This window comes from Paenibacillus baimaensis (genome assembly GCF_025567575.1).
Window position 1 is genome coordinate 1 of the sequence record NZ_JAOQIO010000013.1, and the last position, 16,027, is coordinate 16,027.

Genomic DNA, 16,027 nt, shown 5'->3' on the forward strand with positions numbered 1-16,027 from the left:
TTTTCGGTTCTTTTATTTCTTTTACCCGATTTGTGCGGTTCTCAATTTTATGGGTTCAATCTATATAGAGGATTATGTTAATGAAATTAACAAACATCTTGTGAATGATGGATATAAATTATAAGTCACAGAACATATTTCAGGCTACCTCGTTTTTTTATTCTAAAATTGTTTGAAGGTGTAAGGGGAAGAGTTAAAAATCTTATATTTGCTGCTGATGGCTTAAAGCTTGAGATTGTTTTAAGTGATTCTATAAGTAATGATATCAAAATTGTGAAAAATGAAGAATTTTGTCTTGTCTATGACCAACCAATTCCATCAAATGGGTTACTTTGGAGGGACTTGGTGAATTGGTGGGATGAAAAGAAAGCTGAAAGTGTGGGAACTAGAGCAATTGAATCTGAATTATACTTGCGTTTATATAAATCGTTGGATTCGGAACCAGATAAGATTCTTTTTAAAGCTTATTTTAAATTTTTCAAAAAAAAAATTAGGCTCAAACCAAAATCAGTGCTTGACGTACTCTAGTAAGGTTGAAAATGGAAAAACATCTGCCAATCCTGTATGGTTGTAAGTCCTACCAAACAACAAAAGGATTGACAGAGGCAGACTCAGTATATTTATCAATGATATGCTCAACATACCAGAGCTACAGATTCACCAGATTCTCTGCCGATGAGTGGAGATGAAATATATATCGAAGTAACACCAGTAGCCCAAAAGCAAGGGTGTGCAATTTGCCGCTCAGACGAATTTGTCACGCTTAAGGGCAGCAATGGCGCGCGTACCATACGGCATCTAGCTGCGTTTGGGAAAAGAGTGTATCTCTTGGTTCCATACATCCGGATGCAGTGTTCGCAATGTGGGATCGGTTTTGTTCGGGTGTGTGATTTTGTAGGGCCAAAAAGACGGCACAGCAACCTCTTTCGAGAGCAATCGCTTGGCTCTACAGCAGCACATGGAGCTCGCATGCAAGAAGCGCCGGTGAGCACCGTACAACGGATGCATAACGAGGCTATTCCTATGGAAAGCGAACGGCTTTCCGAGCAAGCATGGAAACAAGCGACAGCATGCAGGGGCCTAGCCCTAGGTGTCGATGACTTCGCCACCAAGAAAGGGCATATCTACAATACCGACATTCATGACCTGAAGGGCGGAACTTTACTCGATCTGTTACCTGGACGAAAGCTGGATGAACTACGTGTATATGCCGAGCAACATCCGGTATTTCGGCAACTAACGCCAAAAACGGTCGTGATGGACTTGGCTCAAGGCTACCACACCTGGATTAGCGAATGCTTTCCGAATGCCATCCGGATTGCGGATCGATTTCATGTTCACGGTTATGTCATTGAGGTTGTTAAGGAGGTCCGTAAAGCGGTACAAGGCACGCTTGCCCCAAGGGCGAAAGCACATCTTAAGGCCCATCATCGGCTTTTAAATCCCCAAGCAGAATCACTTTCCGCTGAAAGTAAGAACAAGCTAGATGAGTTGCTCGGCTACTCCCCACTTCTTCGTAAGGTTTGGGAGTGGAAAGAAGCTTTTACTTCGTGGGATGATCATTCGCCGAATGTTCTAAGTCGTAATAAATGGTCTCTTCATATTTGTAAGATCGGGACTTATGTGCGCTAGTAATTGGAAGAAATATCACAATTCGACACGATGAAAGCGTCTATTTACCAAATAGACTGTATTCTCTCTTACGAATTAAACCAATTATATACCCGCTGCAGAGAAACTTTTCGCTTCTCTTGGATCTGCTTTCTTTTCTTAATAATAGTTGCAAATTTATTGAACAGGTCCCCCCACGCAAGAATAAGTTGCGGCTCTCTGAGAATGGTATACCCTAAACTAAGAACTTCAAAGGACAGCAAATAAAAACAATGTAAGAACACATACCCAATAATATCGTTCTTCAGCATCATTTTGTATCGGTTTATATACGAAAGTCTTCGGACAAAAATCGGTTGTTCCTTTCGTTTACCAGATTTCCATCCTCTCTCATGCGTAGCCACAGCTTTCGACTCATAATATGCGCCCCATCCCATAAGTTGGGCACGCCAAGCCACATCTACATCTTCCTTATAAGCAAAAAAATCTTCATCGAAGAATTCTCCAAAAATACTAATATCTTCAACCATTACCCTAGAATAAAGTGCTGCGGCACCAGAAACGCCAAAAACCTCAGTCGATCTGCTCCATTTTAGGGAAGGATCATTTTGCCCCCGATCAAATGCACGGCGGGAACGTTTAATAACCAGACCTGCACTATCAATAAACCCTAATTGGTTCTGACTCAGCAACATACCAGCAGAACTACCTACGGATGGATGATCCTCCATTGCTTCAATCAGATATGAGACATAGTTTTTATCAAGCCTGATATCCGGATTAAGAACAAGAAAATAGTCACTGTGTGAGGAACGAATTGCCTGATTGTGGGCTTGAGCGAATCCTTTATTGGAAGAGTTATACAATATATCAATCTCACCGTGATACTTTTTCAGGAATTCCTTAGTTCGGTCTGATGAAGCATTATCTACAATAATAATTTGTGATATTGAATACGATTGCTGGAATATAGATTCTAAGCAATTCTGAATGCAGCTTTCACTGTTAAACGTGACAATATGGATGCTAACAGTTGATCGCTTACTTTTCATTAGCATGGTCAAAGTCATCTCCTATTTTTATTAAGCTTCCTGATGCTATAATTCGTTTATCAATATTAATATTACTTAGAATGTATGATAAGCCGTGCCATTTCAATAGTTAAAGATATAGACATAGCATCTCTCCTCATATTTTTCTAATTATACCCAGCTCAATATCTTAAAAACGGCGCAAAATTAACTTGTCATCGCGTTGTCTGCTGCTGTAGACTTCATTCTTGATTAAACATTATTTCGCATTCACAACTTTGTGAAATTAGAAGTATAGGGTGTATGTTGAGTGATGTTGGATTGACACAAGGAGTGAACGTAATAGAAAGATGGAAGACTTCTAGCTGGCATGCGATCTTCCCACGTATGCCGAGTAGAAAGTTCTGGTTAATATCGAACATTGAGAGAGTAGGTTCTTGGCGTACTGCTGTATGAAAATGTCGATGTATTTTGCCTCTGAGTTCCTCCTATACGTCAATTGACGGTAAAAAGGGAACAGAACATGTCCTCTATGTCCGTTTTTCACAAAGATACCACGAGTGATTCCTTGTATGCAGGAGACGATGAATCACACTCCAATAAATATGGCTACATCAGTAATTCGTGCACTAAGGGAAACTCCCTGCGTCTGTTGGTGATGAAAGACATTGCCTTAGTACAAGAAAACAGAAAAATCGAGCCCAAGGCAAGACGCAGCCGCCCAGGCCACACAGTGCGCAAAAGAAGGCATATGAAGACGTGTCAATGATAATAGTCATTGGGCAAGCATGGCAATATAGGAGGAATAGCTTGGTTTGTACAATGGTCAAATCAATGTGAAGAAGAACCTTTTCCTTTCTCTATCATCTCATAATACCTTTGAATAGAAAAACAGAACGTGTTAAAGTGATGAGCATACCTTTTTTACTGGCTTTACCTGTGGGGAGGAACGAATTCGAAAACCGAAAGATGATTCTCCAGAACGGACGTTAGCTGTCCATTCAAGAATTTAAGCAAAAGTGAAATAATTTACTTAAGCAATAAACACCATTCGGTTTGGGCTTTGAATTTCGTTCTTCTCAAGCTCAGACTGAGTGCGAAGTGTGGGATTAAGGTGAATATAATCTGAAACGTTGGTGACATGGTTCTGGTCCTAGCAACCCCACTCCTTTGCAAACTGCGTTGGCTATGAAAAGTATCTGTCGACAAGAACAACTTATCATAGTAAATTACTCTACTAAATAAGGCTTGGTCGTTCAATTGTACGTTTGAAATTTGGAATATGTTATCTATTTGACAACAACTTTATATTCAACAGGGAAATATTGATATTTTTTATCTTTTGATATAATAACTAGACTAAACTTTCCTACATTTATCAAATCAGCAGCGTTTAAAGTAAATGTAAAACCTGAGTTGGTGAGATTAGGATTTTTAAAATAATCAGATACACTTGTTCGCGGAGTTCCATATGTTCCAGAATAATATTTTTCTCCGACCTTTAAAAATATATTATCTGCTGTATTTCCTGCATTAGCATCTACAGCCCATCCTACTAAACTAACCACCTTGTCCGTTTTGTCTATAACAATGCTATCCTTGGATTGTACTAAATTATTATTAGAAGAATCAATCCACATGAGTCCTTCTTGTGGATTGGGTTTTATCGGTAGATCCTTGTATTTATCGTAATTCTCAAAATAACTCTCTGAATAGGAAATTGTATCAACAAATTGATGGAGAGCAGGTTCCATAAACTCCAAGATGAAAATATCTGGTTTCAATACATTTACAAAGTTCTTTATATCGCCCATATTATCCTTATGTAAAAAAGTGAGCTCTGAAAAACTTTCTGCTAAATAGGGTAACATAAACATATAAACATAACTATCCCCCATAATTAAAGCTTTAGGTAATTTATTATTATTTGGATTAACATATCTAAATGATAAATTACTGCTAATGAGATTAAACTTATCTAATGGACCAACTTCTTTAATAGTAGAATATTCTTTATTGTATGAGAAATTATAATCTGTTTCTTCAAATGGAACCTTACCATATAACATCGTTGTTCTTTTATATGGCGTAATAGTAAAGTCATTCCATGATACAATCTTAATTTCTGGAATATACTTTTTAACTCGGTTCATCAATTCTAAGTAACTAACAAATGCTCCATATTGATTCCAATGTGTTAAATCATAATTTTGTGAATAAACCGTTGCAGATGACTTTGCCTTTATTAAACTATTCTTAGGTGAGAAAATATCAAGTTCTGTGTTATTAGTTAAATGATCAATCACTAGATCAGTTTTCGACAAATCACCAACTTTATATATAGTATCTGGCACTTTCTCTGGATATACTGTTTCTTTATCAGGGTTTACCATTGTAATAAATGGCGTTTTTATACTATTGAAATATTTATTTAGCTGATTAAATTTCACAATATATTGTTGGTATTTATCTTTAGTGGGCAAATCTAGATTTTGATAAGCTTGTATCATATTGGGATACATCAAGAAGAGCCAATTATCCTTTCCAATTACGGTGTCACTTCTAGTCAACTTTCCGAAAAGAGCATACTGCAACATCGTATTTGCCTTTACGAGTTTTTCTCTAAAACCCAAATTATCGTTAAACCAAGTATCAAATTCCTTAATAAATTGAGTGTTCAGTCCCTCTTGTCCATTGGAGAAAGACGGGAATTTGGCTAATACTCTATTTTCATCAGAAGAGATTTTACCAGATGTTTTATTTACAGCTACTAAAGGAATCGTTATAGCCAAAGAAAAGAATATAACCATTAAGATATTAAACAGCCTATGAATCTTCATATTTCAGCTCCCTAGAATCTAAAGTATATAAATGGGTTATATGTTGTTGTTACTAAATACATGATACATAGAACAAACAACATTGCAATATAAGTATTTTGTATTAATAAACTGAAGTTGTTGTGGTTTTCGTATGCGCCAACAGTTTCTTTTAGATACTTGGATATCGGCAATGAAGCAATACATGCAATTAGTAACATAAAAATGACTGAATGATCCAAATAATACCATGGACTGAAACCAACATGAGTTGCTTTCGATAAGCCAAACATAATCTTTAAATATTCTAATGCATAACCTAAATTAGGTGCTCTAAATAGAACCCAACCAATAATAACAACGAGGGCGGTATAGATCCAATAAAGTACTTTGGGGACTTTAATGTTTAAATTGGCTTTCTTAAGCATGCGCTCAATAATAATAAATAGACCATGCCATAAGCCCCAAATAATAAAGTTCCATTCCGCACCATGCCATAAACCCGTTACAATAAAAACAATTAACAAGTTTACATAAACGTTTCCCCTTCTATTTCCCCCGAGTGGAATATACAGATAATCTTTGAACCATGAGGATAGCGAAATATGCCATCTCCGCCAAAACTCAGTTATTGATTTGGATATATAGGGGAAATCGAAGTTTTCTTTAAATTTAAAGCCTAACATTCTCGCAATCCCTATTGCCATATCGGAATAGCCTGAAAAATCAAAGTAAATCTGGAAAGTATAACATATAGCACCAATCCATGCGATAGTCATAGAATGTTGGTCATTCGGAAGGCTAAATATATTATCGGCGACAGAACCAAGTGTATTAGCAATAATTATTTTTTTACCTAGACCCATTACAAAACGCCTTACACCATAAGCGAAGTCATCAACAGTACAAATACGATTATCAATTTGTTGATGCACGTCAACATATCTGACAATTGGTCCTGCTATAAGCTGTGGGAAAAAGGCTTTAAACAAAGCGAATTTAATGAAATTCTTTTGGACAGGAACCTTCTTCATATATAGATCTATTACATAAGAGAGTCCTTGGAATGTGAAAAATGAAATTCCGATTGGTAATACAATATGCTTTAGAGGAAAATCCAATCCTGTTAAGCTATTAATACTTGAAAAGAAGAAATCATAATATTTATAATAGAAAAGAAGACAGCAATTGGCTGCTACACCAGTTAGTAATATAATCCTGTTTATTATAAGACCAAATTTTTGTTGGCATACATGTGTTAGCAAGCCAAACAAGTAGTTAATTAGAATTGATAATATTATTACAAAAACAAACCGGGGTTCACCCCAAGCGTAGAAGGAAAGGCTGGCAACCAATAAAAATGCATTTCGATACTCTATTTTTAGTAAATAGTAAAATAGTAAAACAAGTGGAAGAAAACAAAATAAAAATATTGTTGAACTAAAGACCATTGTTTATACTCCTCATTTCAAAGGTTTGCATAGAGGGACTCTAAGAACGGACAAGGAAATCAAGTCGACGAGGTGAACGGATTCTGACGTCGCACGGATTGAATTTTTGTTCTTCTTCATTGAGACATAACTTAATAAATTAATTTATTATCGTGAAATAAGTCATCGTAAAGAAGTGGCGTGTCGATATTACTCCTCTGACCTTTCGTTTGAACGATCGAATATTACTACTCAGTCCTTCCTGTAAACCAGTTGTCATTTAGGTGGGATCCTATTAACTTACCGGTTTTTTAAAGCATCGGATGAATCTGTGACCATGTGATCTAACGATAGAAAGTATCTAAATGCAAATGAATAAAAACAAGAATTAAACATAAAATTCTTGTACAACCATTTTGTGTAATAAGCTCGAGCGTGATTCGATCCTTTGGAAAAAATATAAATTTAGGTTATAACCCCATCCATAAATAAGGTGATGCATTTATATCCTCTTCAATAAGGACTTTCATCTGTCATAAACGGAGTTTTATTTTCCACTTTTAAAACAAGGGAATTTTGGTGTCAACTTAATATTAAATCTAAAACGCAACATAGATTATTCGTGATTCAATGTATGATTTCATGAAACTTACGTACCAAGATGATTCGATTTATAATTTAAAACACACATCCTATTATCGGTGTATTTTATTTATATAAACCTACTACTTTGAGCGAAGAGGTGTATGTAGAATCTATTTTTTGAAAATAGCTTTCTTCATAGCTTTCAATAAATTTATTACTCTTGGCGGTAGATTCTCTCGTAATTTAGATTTTAAATAAATTTTAAATGATCTTTTATTTCGAATACTGCGTCTAACACCATTTACAACATCGGTATGATGTTGATATCTAAACATACCGTTTTCAAATATGGCTACATTGAACTCTCGTAACATATGATGTAAATTCGTGATTTCAATCTTTGCGAATTTATCAGAAAAAACCCAAGCTGAGTAATAACCTTCAAACTGTGCAACATAAGGATATATCCGTTCAATAGCATGCAAGATCGTACCGTCCATATCATTAGGTTCTTTCGGAAAATCATCATATTCCCAATCATACTCTATTAATGATTGTAATGCTTTTGGCCTGAACCAAAACATTGTACCGAGAGGTGCTATTGGTTCTTTAGATATATCTATTGGAATATTCCCCATTCCTAACTTTTTCAATAAATTTTGCGTGTTTCGAAAGTTACTGGCCCATTCTAATCCAATAGTAGAATAATAAATACCATGATTAGGAGGAGGAGGCGTTAGCAATCCCAGTTTTGGATTATCCTCAAATGTTTGTATGATATTTTCGACAAACGCTTTACTTCCAAGTATGTTTTCAAAACATTTGTACATAAACGACTCTCCAACGCTATAGGGCTTTATTTGCGCTGTTTTTTTGTCATGTGCAAAGCATACATAATCATAATTCATTAAGATTTTCTTACAACTCACCAAAAGTGAAGATACATCTCGTCCTCTATTCTCAATCACGATAACTTCTATTTTATTACATTCTAATTTCTCGAACACCTCTATTATTGCGTTCTTTTTTGCTTCGGTATTAGTGGTGATATATATATCCGTTTCTTTGGGTGTTGATTTTGCATATTCATAACAATTCTCAATTAAATCTTCAAAATATAAATGCATAATTAAAGCCACCTTAACATTCCTTTGTGGCTCTATTTTCTTTTCGCTATAGTTTATAGGTAAAATGTAGTTCAATTGCATATTCTTCTTAATATCTGCTTGATTACTTGTACGAAGTATGTTGTTCCATATAAGATCAACATTATAATTGAGGTTTTCCTGTATATACTCATATGTCTCTAGACCTATTTCACCTGTATTATAGCGAAGATAATATTCATAATAATCGAAAAACACTTTTCTCTTTACAATTGGGCATCTTCTTTTTAATAATTCTAGAGGTGCATAGGTAGTTGGAGCCTGAGTAAATTCCTTCAAATCATCCGTGTTAATGTATACATCACACACAAAACCACTATCACTAAAGTCTTTTGTAAAAACACCTTCATGAAAGGCCATAGATTCTATATAAGAACCGATCGGTCTCATGTTATCCCAATATTTTCTAAATTCGATACTATTTAACATTTTTTTTCTTATTACTATAAAAAATGATTGAATAAAATCAGGAATATAACCGTATTTCATATTTCCACCGGTCCAGTCATCTTCCGAACCATAGTGCTTGGTTATTCCCCAAAAGTCTATACTTCTTTTGTCCATTTCATTAAACATCTCTTTAAAAGGATACAAAGGGCCAAACATTGTATAATTCAATAGTACTAATTCATCATAATCAGAAAGCCCTTCCCACCCAATATATTCAATGCCCTCTTTATATGCCCAAACATCAAAACCCTTGTTTTCTCTTACAAATACTTCTTCTGTTAATTTATTAAATTTCTCTCGTCCTTCTACCGTTAACTTGCCATTACAAACGACTACAAGTCTGTCTACATTTTTTTTTATATCTTCTAATAGAAAAGTAATGTAATCATCAACAATTCCGTCTTTGTCATAAAATAGAAATACTGCAACTCTTTTCATTTCAATTTTTTTTTCGGTTAATGACATCCAAACTCGCCCCTTTATTAACTCTACTTTCGCATTAGAATACGCTTATAAAATTTGTGGAAACATGCCGTAAGCCTATCAAAAATCCTTGGGGGACTTGTTTCGCTTCAGCTTATCAGCCCCGCGCTTCTACGTAAAGCTGCATTAGTGTACCTGCATCCATGCCAGGAAATACACCGTTAGCTGCAATAAAAATTTGGCCCCAATTCTGTACCCGTCCGTCCATTTGCGCAGGGAATCATCGGAGGGAAAGATGTTTTTGCCCTTCGTCACTTTGCGGAGTTGCCGATGGTAACTCTCAATCATGTTGGTCGTATAGATCAATTTACGCAACTCATCCTTGTTGCTATCTGGGTCAATGCCACCGCTTTATTCACGATGTGCCCGTCCTGCTTCACTTTGAAATGGATTCGCATCCAAAAAAACGACGGCATATACGCTTTGCAACGGGCGGTATTCCGTTCCTTGATTAACGGAACGATCTTGTTGGTTATTTGAAATGAGCGTCTGGGAGACCTCAATGCAGTAGAGTTGCTCCAAATGATCATGGATATCCACATCCCTGTACTCAGTGGTTACCGGTTTTGTTCTTCGTAACGTATCTGTTGTAACCGAGCTCCGTGTCCAGTTCTGCTTCTAAAAAGGTTTCCTGTAAAACATTCTTGAAGAGTTCTTTGAGCGTTGCCTGGATGTCCTCGGTTGAACGGAAGATGTGCTCTTTAACAAATTGGCGAAGTTGTAGTTTATTTACCAATTTATCGGTGATGATAGATCTGTACCCTCTGGATCTGTAACTCTTACATGTAGTGAAGGAGTTGAAGATCCGGAGGGTATACGCTTTGTTTTACAGATCATAGCACCATGGACAAGACGGCAACCTCGCAGCAATTAGTTTTGTGAATTTATGAAGTAATTGACGGTTTTCCTATCTCAGACTACGAAAGTTGAGATCCTAACTTTTATAAACAACCAGCTTGAGTAGTAGCCTTTAAGATTTTTTGTATTTTTTCATTGTTTCCCCAAACTGCTGGGGAATCATAGGGACGATCAGGAAAGGCACCATATTCTAACTTAATATTAAACCCGTTCTTCTCTAAAAAGTTTTCGACCATATCTTGCAACGTTACAGGTGTACCAGAACAACAATTGATAATTCCAGTTACTTCTGTTTGCAAGACACTTAATGATATTTGTTGGGCCAACTCATCAACGGTTACAAAATCATACATATTTTTTCCGGAAGTAAATGGAAAATTCTCTTTTCCTTCTTGTTCCGCTTGAATAATTTTTGTGAAGATAGATTTATTCTTCAAATCATCACCATAAATATAAAAAGCTCTTAACCATTGGAAAACAACCCCTTGGTCCTTCAATAGGATTTCAAGTGATTGACGTAAACTATTTTTTGAAACTCCATATAAAGAATAGGGCGAAGTATGTGTATTTTCATTAATTTCACCCTCGTGATAACCAACTTCATGCATCGTTCCCATGACAGCAATATGCTTCAGTCCTCCGTTTATCATGTGTTTGATAAACCGATAATGTGAAAAAAGGTGCTTGAGATGAGAATCAGCGTTATGAACAAACCCATCTCTCCATGCCATATGCAAACAAACGTCTGGCATTCCTAGTTCCTCATAGATGTTTTCATTATCTGCAAAGATATCATACTCTACTATATTAGCTCTGAAATCAATACGCTCTGTGTTATTGTCAACTGCAGATACATTAACCCCCATATCTAATAGTTTCTTAACTACATAACTTCCAATGTAGCCACCAGCCCCTGTGACTAATACAGTATTGTTAGTTGACATATCACACTCTCCTAATATTTGTGAATAATATTATCCTTGTAAGTATGCGTTACAAACATCTTCAACTTGACCTAATGCAATAACTTCTCCCTTTCTTAACCAAATAGCATTGTTGCAAACTTTTCGTACTTGATCTATAGAATGTGAAACAAGGATAAGGGTTGTACCACTTGAGGTCAAATCATCCATTCTTTGTTCACATTTCTCCTGAAAGGCTTGATCACCTACCGATAAGATCTCATCAACAATCAAAAGATCTGGTTTTACAAGGGTAGCAATTGAGAACCCAAGACGTGCCACCATTCCCGAAGAAAAATTCTTAAGGGGCACATCAACGAATTCATAGAGCTCTGAAAAATCAATAATTTCATCATATCTCTCAAGCATAAATTTCTTTGAATAGCCAAGTACAGCACCATTCAAAAATATATTTTCTTTCGCTGTGAGCTCAACATCAAATCCTGTACCAAGCTCTATTAATGGCGCAATGCTTCCATTTACCATAACATTACCAGTAGTAGGTCTAAAGATACCTGAAATTATTTTCAGCATTGTGCTTTTACCAGAACCATTTCCACCAATAATGGCGAAAGAATCCCCCTTCTTCACTTGGAAAGAAACATTTTTAAGAGCGTAGAATTCTTCATGCTCGATACTTTTTTTCAGGAGCTTAATTGTGTATTCCTTTAAGCTGTTGATTCTTTCTCTACCAAGATTAAATCGCATTGAAACATTCGTTACTTCAACTGCAATATCTGACATAACTTAGATCCTTCCATTTTGTATTTCTTTAAATATACAATACAAATTTATGTTGATTTTTATAAAACACAAAAAGCCCTAATAAAATAGATATTGCCGAAAAAGTAAAGCACACTAAATTTGTCTGAAAGTTCGGGAGCTGATTATAGACTACAATATCCCGAAATGCTTCTACAAAATAATACATTGGATTGGCAGATATAACAGACTTTACATAATCAGGAACTGCATTAATAGGATAAAAAATTGGAGTTAAATACATCCATGCTGAAAGTAATACAGTATATAAATGAATTATGTCTCGGAAATATACAGCCAAAACTGACATAATAAGACCCATACCAATTGAAAACAATAAAATATATAATAATGGTAATGGGAAGAAAAGAACAACTGGCGTAATGGGAGCATCAGTCACTATCATTACAATTAGAATCGCAACAAGTGAAAATAGAAGCGACACGAATGAAGATAACACTCTTGAAACTGGGAATATATACTTAGGAATATACACCTTCTTTATTAATGATCCTGCGTCAAGAATAGAATTCATTGATAATGAAGTAGCTTCTGCGAAAAAGCTGAAAATAATTTGCCCTGATAATAGATATACTGGGAAGTTAGGTATATCAAATCTAAAAATATTTGAAAAAACAGCTACCAAAACAACCATCATTAAAAGTGGGTTTAATAGACTCCATAAGTATCCAAGGATTGAACGACGATACTTAATCTTCAAATCTCTAGTAATAAATTCTCGCAAAAGTCCTTTGTATCGCAAAAAGTTTTTTATATAATTCATCATTCATCTATCCCCACTGTTAATTTAAGCTTACTTTGAAAAATTTAACTAATCTAGGATAGCTCCGATTTTCAGCAAGTATCTTCGCAATGCGTCTTTCCATTTTGGCAAGCGATTAAATCCTTTCAATTCTAGAATTGTCGTAGACAATCTGGAATTTTTGGGTCTAACTGCTTTTGTGATGTATTCTTCGGACTTAATAAAATTAATCTCTGTTTCACCGCCAACTTGACTGAAGATTTCAACAGCAAATTCTGCCCAACTGCAATATCCTTCATTGGTAGCATGATATATGCCATATTTCTCGGTTTGAAGCATTTCGACAATAAGTATTGCCAAATCCTCTGTAAATGTTGGTGAACCAACCTGATCGGAGACAACATTAATAATTTTACGTTCTTTACTGATTCGTAACATAGAGTTTACAAAGTTTTCTCCATTTACTCCATAAGCCCATGATGTTCTAATGATAAAGTGTTTTTCAACCACCTGTAGAACTTCTTTTTCGCCATCTAATTTTGTTTGTCCATAAACGGATAAAGGCCCTACTTCTGAGTCAATTTCGTATGGCATGACATCTTCACCAGAAAACACATAATCTGTGCTAATATAAACAAGTTTGGCAGCGATCTCTTTACAGACTTTTGCAATGGTAGCTGTTGCTTCGACATTTAAAACTCTGCATCTCTCTATTTCACTCTCTGCCTTATCTACATTCGTATAAGCAGCACAGTGAACAACTACATCAGGTAAGTAATTCCGAATATACTTCGCGGCATTTTCCAAGTCAGTTAAATCTAATTCCTCAATGCCTACACCACAAAACTCGATTCCCTTTTCCTTTAAACATTTCACAACATCATTCCCGAGTTGCCCTTTAGCTCCGGTAACAAATACTCTCATGATCATTTCTCCCAAGAATACACAATAATCTATTCCGAATTTTATTTACCAAAATACATTATGCTACAAGAGCCTGTGCATTCTACAATTTTATCTATTATAACCATTTTTGATTATCCAAGACATCAATCAAAATAATTCTTTTAATAAAATGCTCCTTTCCCATAATATGAAACTAATAAAAGACAAGGAATACGATTTAGAACAATATTAGCAAAGGCACACACATATTACTAGTAAATGTCTTATACTGAATAGCATGTAAATGTCTCCTTTTAACTATCAAAATGGAAATTCTGCTTATTCAAAACAATGTTCCAAAAATAAAATTGGAATACCAGTGCATTTATGCTAAAATTAATCTGAAATTTGGAGAAGATGGGAACTGTTTTTAAAAGTGTAAAAACAAATTCGATACTATACTTTAAAGAACAAACAGGAAGATTTCACCAGAGATTTAATCAACATAAGCCGAATCCTCTATTAGTTTGCTATTAATTTTCATTGGTTAATAATTTAAAATAAACAAACAGACGTTCCGACCGTTTAGGATTAGTTGAAGCTAATCGCTTAGGTGTTTTCTCAGTTGAATGTACCATTCTTTATTAGATACTATATACGATCTATATCTGGAATGTCATATGGAACTATGGTATGCAACCTTCTTCATTTTAGGTGTATTTCTGACAAAAGACAAGTTTCATTTTAGGTTGTTCATGGTATATATATTTTTAATTGTGAAGATTCTCACTAGCTTTGCATTAATTTTCTCTGATAGTTCAAAATCTTCTGTCTTATTAAAGGTTCAAATAGAAAAAAATCCTTTACAATGAAATGGCAGGTAATACCTGTCCATAATCCATTAAAAAGGATTTAGCCCATGGACAATCATTCTCTATTTTCTTCATTTGGTAAATGGATTTCTCCCATTTGTGCGAAGACGTTTACAGAACGAGTCGCCCAAGCAGAACAAGATAAATACGTCAAAAAACTGACGACCTATGCGTACCTGAAATTGTTCTTGCATGCCCAAATTCAACAGCAGAGAACTCGGATTATCCTCCATTTCGGCTTCTCAACTAAGTCGAAAGCACAATTAGGGAGATCCGGCCTTGCTCGAACAGGTATTTACGGAGTTAGTCGTTCAAGTTAACCAAAGTACGGCACCGACTACGCTCAGAAAAGACTTTCAAATCACGGATTCCACGACGATAGGGCTCTGTTTACAGACTTACAAGAGGGCGAAGTTCCGTAAAACAAAAGCGGGAATAAAGCTTCATTTCCGGCTAACCTACATCGATGATGAAATGCTTTCCGAAAAAACCATCCTGACGCCAGCCAAGAAAAATGACCGGACCCCGTTGGATGCGCTTGTCGATGAGGTCGGGCTCACGAATGTGTTCGACCGGGGTTATCTCGATTATGCCAAGTTCGACCACTACTGCGACCGCGGTATCTTCTTTACTCGGACCAAGAGAAATACGGTGATCCGCCCGCTAGAGTCCTTCACATTGCCGGCAAATAGCGGGAAGCTTACGGATGAAATGGTGGTCGTTGGAACTCCGCAGAAACGGATGGAAAACATATTGCACTTGATGACAGCGTCGATTCCGAGGGGAATCCGGTAGCTATTCTCACCAATCGATTCGATCTAGATGCGGATGAAATCGAGCATATCTATCGCGAAGGTTGGGCGATATAAACCTTTTTTAATTGGATGAAGTAGTATGTTCGGATCCAAGCCTTTTACGGAACCAGCGAACGGGCAGTGATGAACCAGGTATGGATGGCACTGATCGCTTTTTGACTGCTCGTATTAATCAAGCTGGAGACCCGTACGAAACATAGCCTGCTGGAAGTATGCCGTTGGCTCAAAGCATTGTTATTGAAAACCGTAGAGGACTGGGTCTCCCGTATTCATTACATGCCCCTTCGTACATGGGCAGGAAGACAAAGCAAAAACCGCTAATCCTAAGTCCCTCTCGGTTTTCAATAAATTACATAATATACTAAATGGGCGAGTTACCACTCAGAGGAGATCGACTTTTTGGTAGACTGAAGTGAATCTTTGTTCTGAATATTCAGTTAACTAAGGTTTTTCAGTTTAATGCAACGCTATTTAGATTGAACCCATAAAATTGAGAACCGCACAAATCGGGTAAAAGAAATAAAAGAACCGAAAA

At 36.0% G+C, this 16,027-nt stretch carries 12 protein-coding genes and 1 pseudogene; 4 read left to right on the top strand and 9 right to left on the bottom strand.

The genetic code is table 11. The annotated features are described in order from the left end of the window. The first annotated feature begins 168 nt into the window (after nucleotides 1-168). Together OB236_RS06415 and OB236_RS06420 are read left to right on the top strand one after the other, a co-directional pair. Nucleotides 169-528, top strand: a complete 360-nt coding sequence (locus OB236_RS06415) for a hypothetical protein (RefSeq protein WP_262683215.1) — start codon at nucleotides 169-171, stop codon at nucleotides 526-528. Nucleotides 529-984: 456 nt separating this feature from the next. Further along, complete coding sequence (locus OB236_RS06420; RefSeq protein WP_262683216.1) at nucleotides 985-1,632, top strand: transposase; 648 nt, start codon at nucleotides 985-987, stop codon at nucleotides 1,630-1,632. A 68-nt stretch (nucleotides 1,633-1,700) separates the two neighbouring features. Here OB236_RS06420 and OB236_RS06425 read toward each other — a convergent pair whose 3' ends face one another. The 9 genes and pseudogenes from OB236_RS06425 to rfbD all read right to left on the bottom strand — a co-directional run bounded on the left by OB236_RS06425 (nucleotide 1,701) and on the right by rfbD (nucleotide 13,844). Beyond that, nucleotides 1,701-2,669 carry a glycosyltransferase family 2 protein gene (locus OB236_RS06425; protein ID WP_262683217.1) on the bottom strand — a complete coding sequence of 323 codons (969 nt, stop codon included), beginning with the start codon at nucleotides 2,667-2,669 and terminating at the stop codon, nucleotides 1,701-1,703. 1,262 nt (nucleotides 2,670-3,931) lie between these two features. Next, entirely contained in the window at nucleotides 3,932-5,482 is a 1,551-nt protein-coding gene (locus tag OB236_RS06430) for an alginate O-acetyltransferase AlgX-related protein (RefSeq protein WP_262683218.1), read from the bottom strand. An 11-nt stretch (nucleotides 5,483-5,493) separates the two neighbouring features. Next, nucleotides 5,494-6,912, bottom strand: a complete 1,419-nt coding sequence (locus tag OB236_RS06435; protein ID WP_262683219.1) for an MBOAT family O-acyltransferase — start codon at nucleotides 6,910-6,912, stop codon at nucleotides 5,494-5,496. A gap of 734 nt (nucleotides 6,913-7,646) precedes the next feature. Next, entirely contained in the window at nucleotides 7,647-9,557 is a 1,911-nt protein-coding gene (locus OB236_RS06440; protein ID WP_262683220.1) for a rhamnan synthesis F family protein, read from the bottom strand. A gap of 225 nt (nucleotides 9,558-9,782) precedes the next feature. After that, nucleotides 9,783-9,893: pseudogene (locus OB236_RS06445) on the bottom strand (transposase); the annotation flags it as partial. 623 nt (nucleotides 9,894-10,516) lie between these two features. After that, complete coding sequence (locus OB236_RS06450; protein WP_262683221.1) at nucleotides 10,517-11,377, bottom strand: NAD-dependent epimerase/dehydratase family protein; 861 nt, start codon at nucleotides 11,375-11,377, stop codon at nucleotides 10,517-10,519. A gap of 30 nt (nucleotides 11,378-11,407) precedes the next feature. Further along, the gene (locus tag OB236_RS06455) at nucleotides 11,408-12,139 is read right to left on the bottom strand and encodes an ABC transporter ATP-binding protein (protein WP_262683222.1); all 732 of its coding nucleotides are present in this window, start codon (nucleotides 12,137-12,139) and stop codon (nucleotides 11,408-11,410) included. 28 nt (nucleotides 12,140-12,167) lie between these two features. After that, complete coding sequence (locus tag OB236_RS06460) at nucleotides 12,168-12,944, bottom strand: ABC transporter permease (RefSeq protein ID WP_262683223.1); 777 nt, start codon at nucleotides 12,942-12,944, stop codon at nucleotides 12,168-12,170. 45 nt (nucleotides 12,945-12,989) lie between these two features. Continuing rightward, entirely contained in the window at nucleotides 12,990-13,844 is an 855-nt protein-coding gene (gene rfbD / locus OB236_RS06465; RefSeq protein ID WP_262683224.1) for a dTDP-4-dehydrorhamnose reductase, read from the bottom strand. Nucleotides 13,845-14,724: 880 nt separating this feature from the next. Here rfbD and OB236_RS39980 point away from each other — a divergent pair. Together OB236_RS39980 and OB236_RS06470 are read left to right on the top strand one after the other, a co-directional pair. Next, entirely contained in the window at nucleotides 14,725-14,997 is a 273-nt protein-coding gene (locus tag OB236_RS39980; protein WP_408638416.1) for a DUF4372 domain-containing protein, read from the top strand. Next, complete coding sequence (locus tag OB236_RS06470) at nucleotides 14,957-15,472, top strand: transposase (RefSeq protein ID WP_262683225.1); 516 nt, start codon at nucleotides 14,957-14,959, stop codon at nucleotides 15,470-15,472. Before OB236_RS39980 ends, OB236_RS06470 begins: the two co-directional genes overlap by 41 nt. The last annotated feature ends 555 nt before the right edge of the window (nucleotides 15,473-16,027 follow it).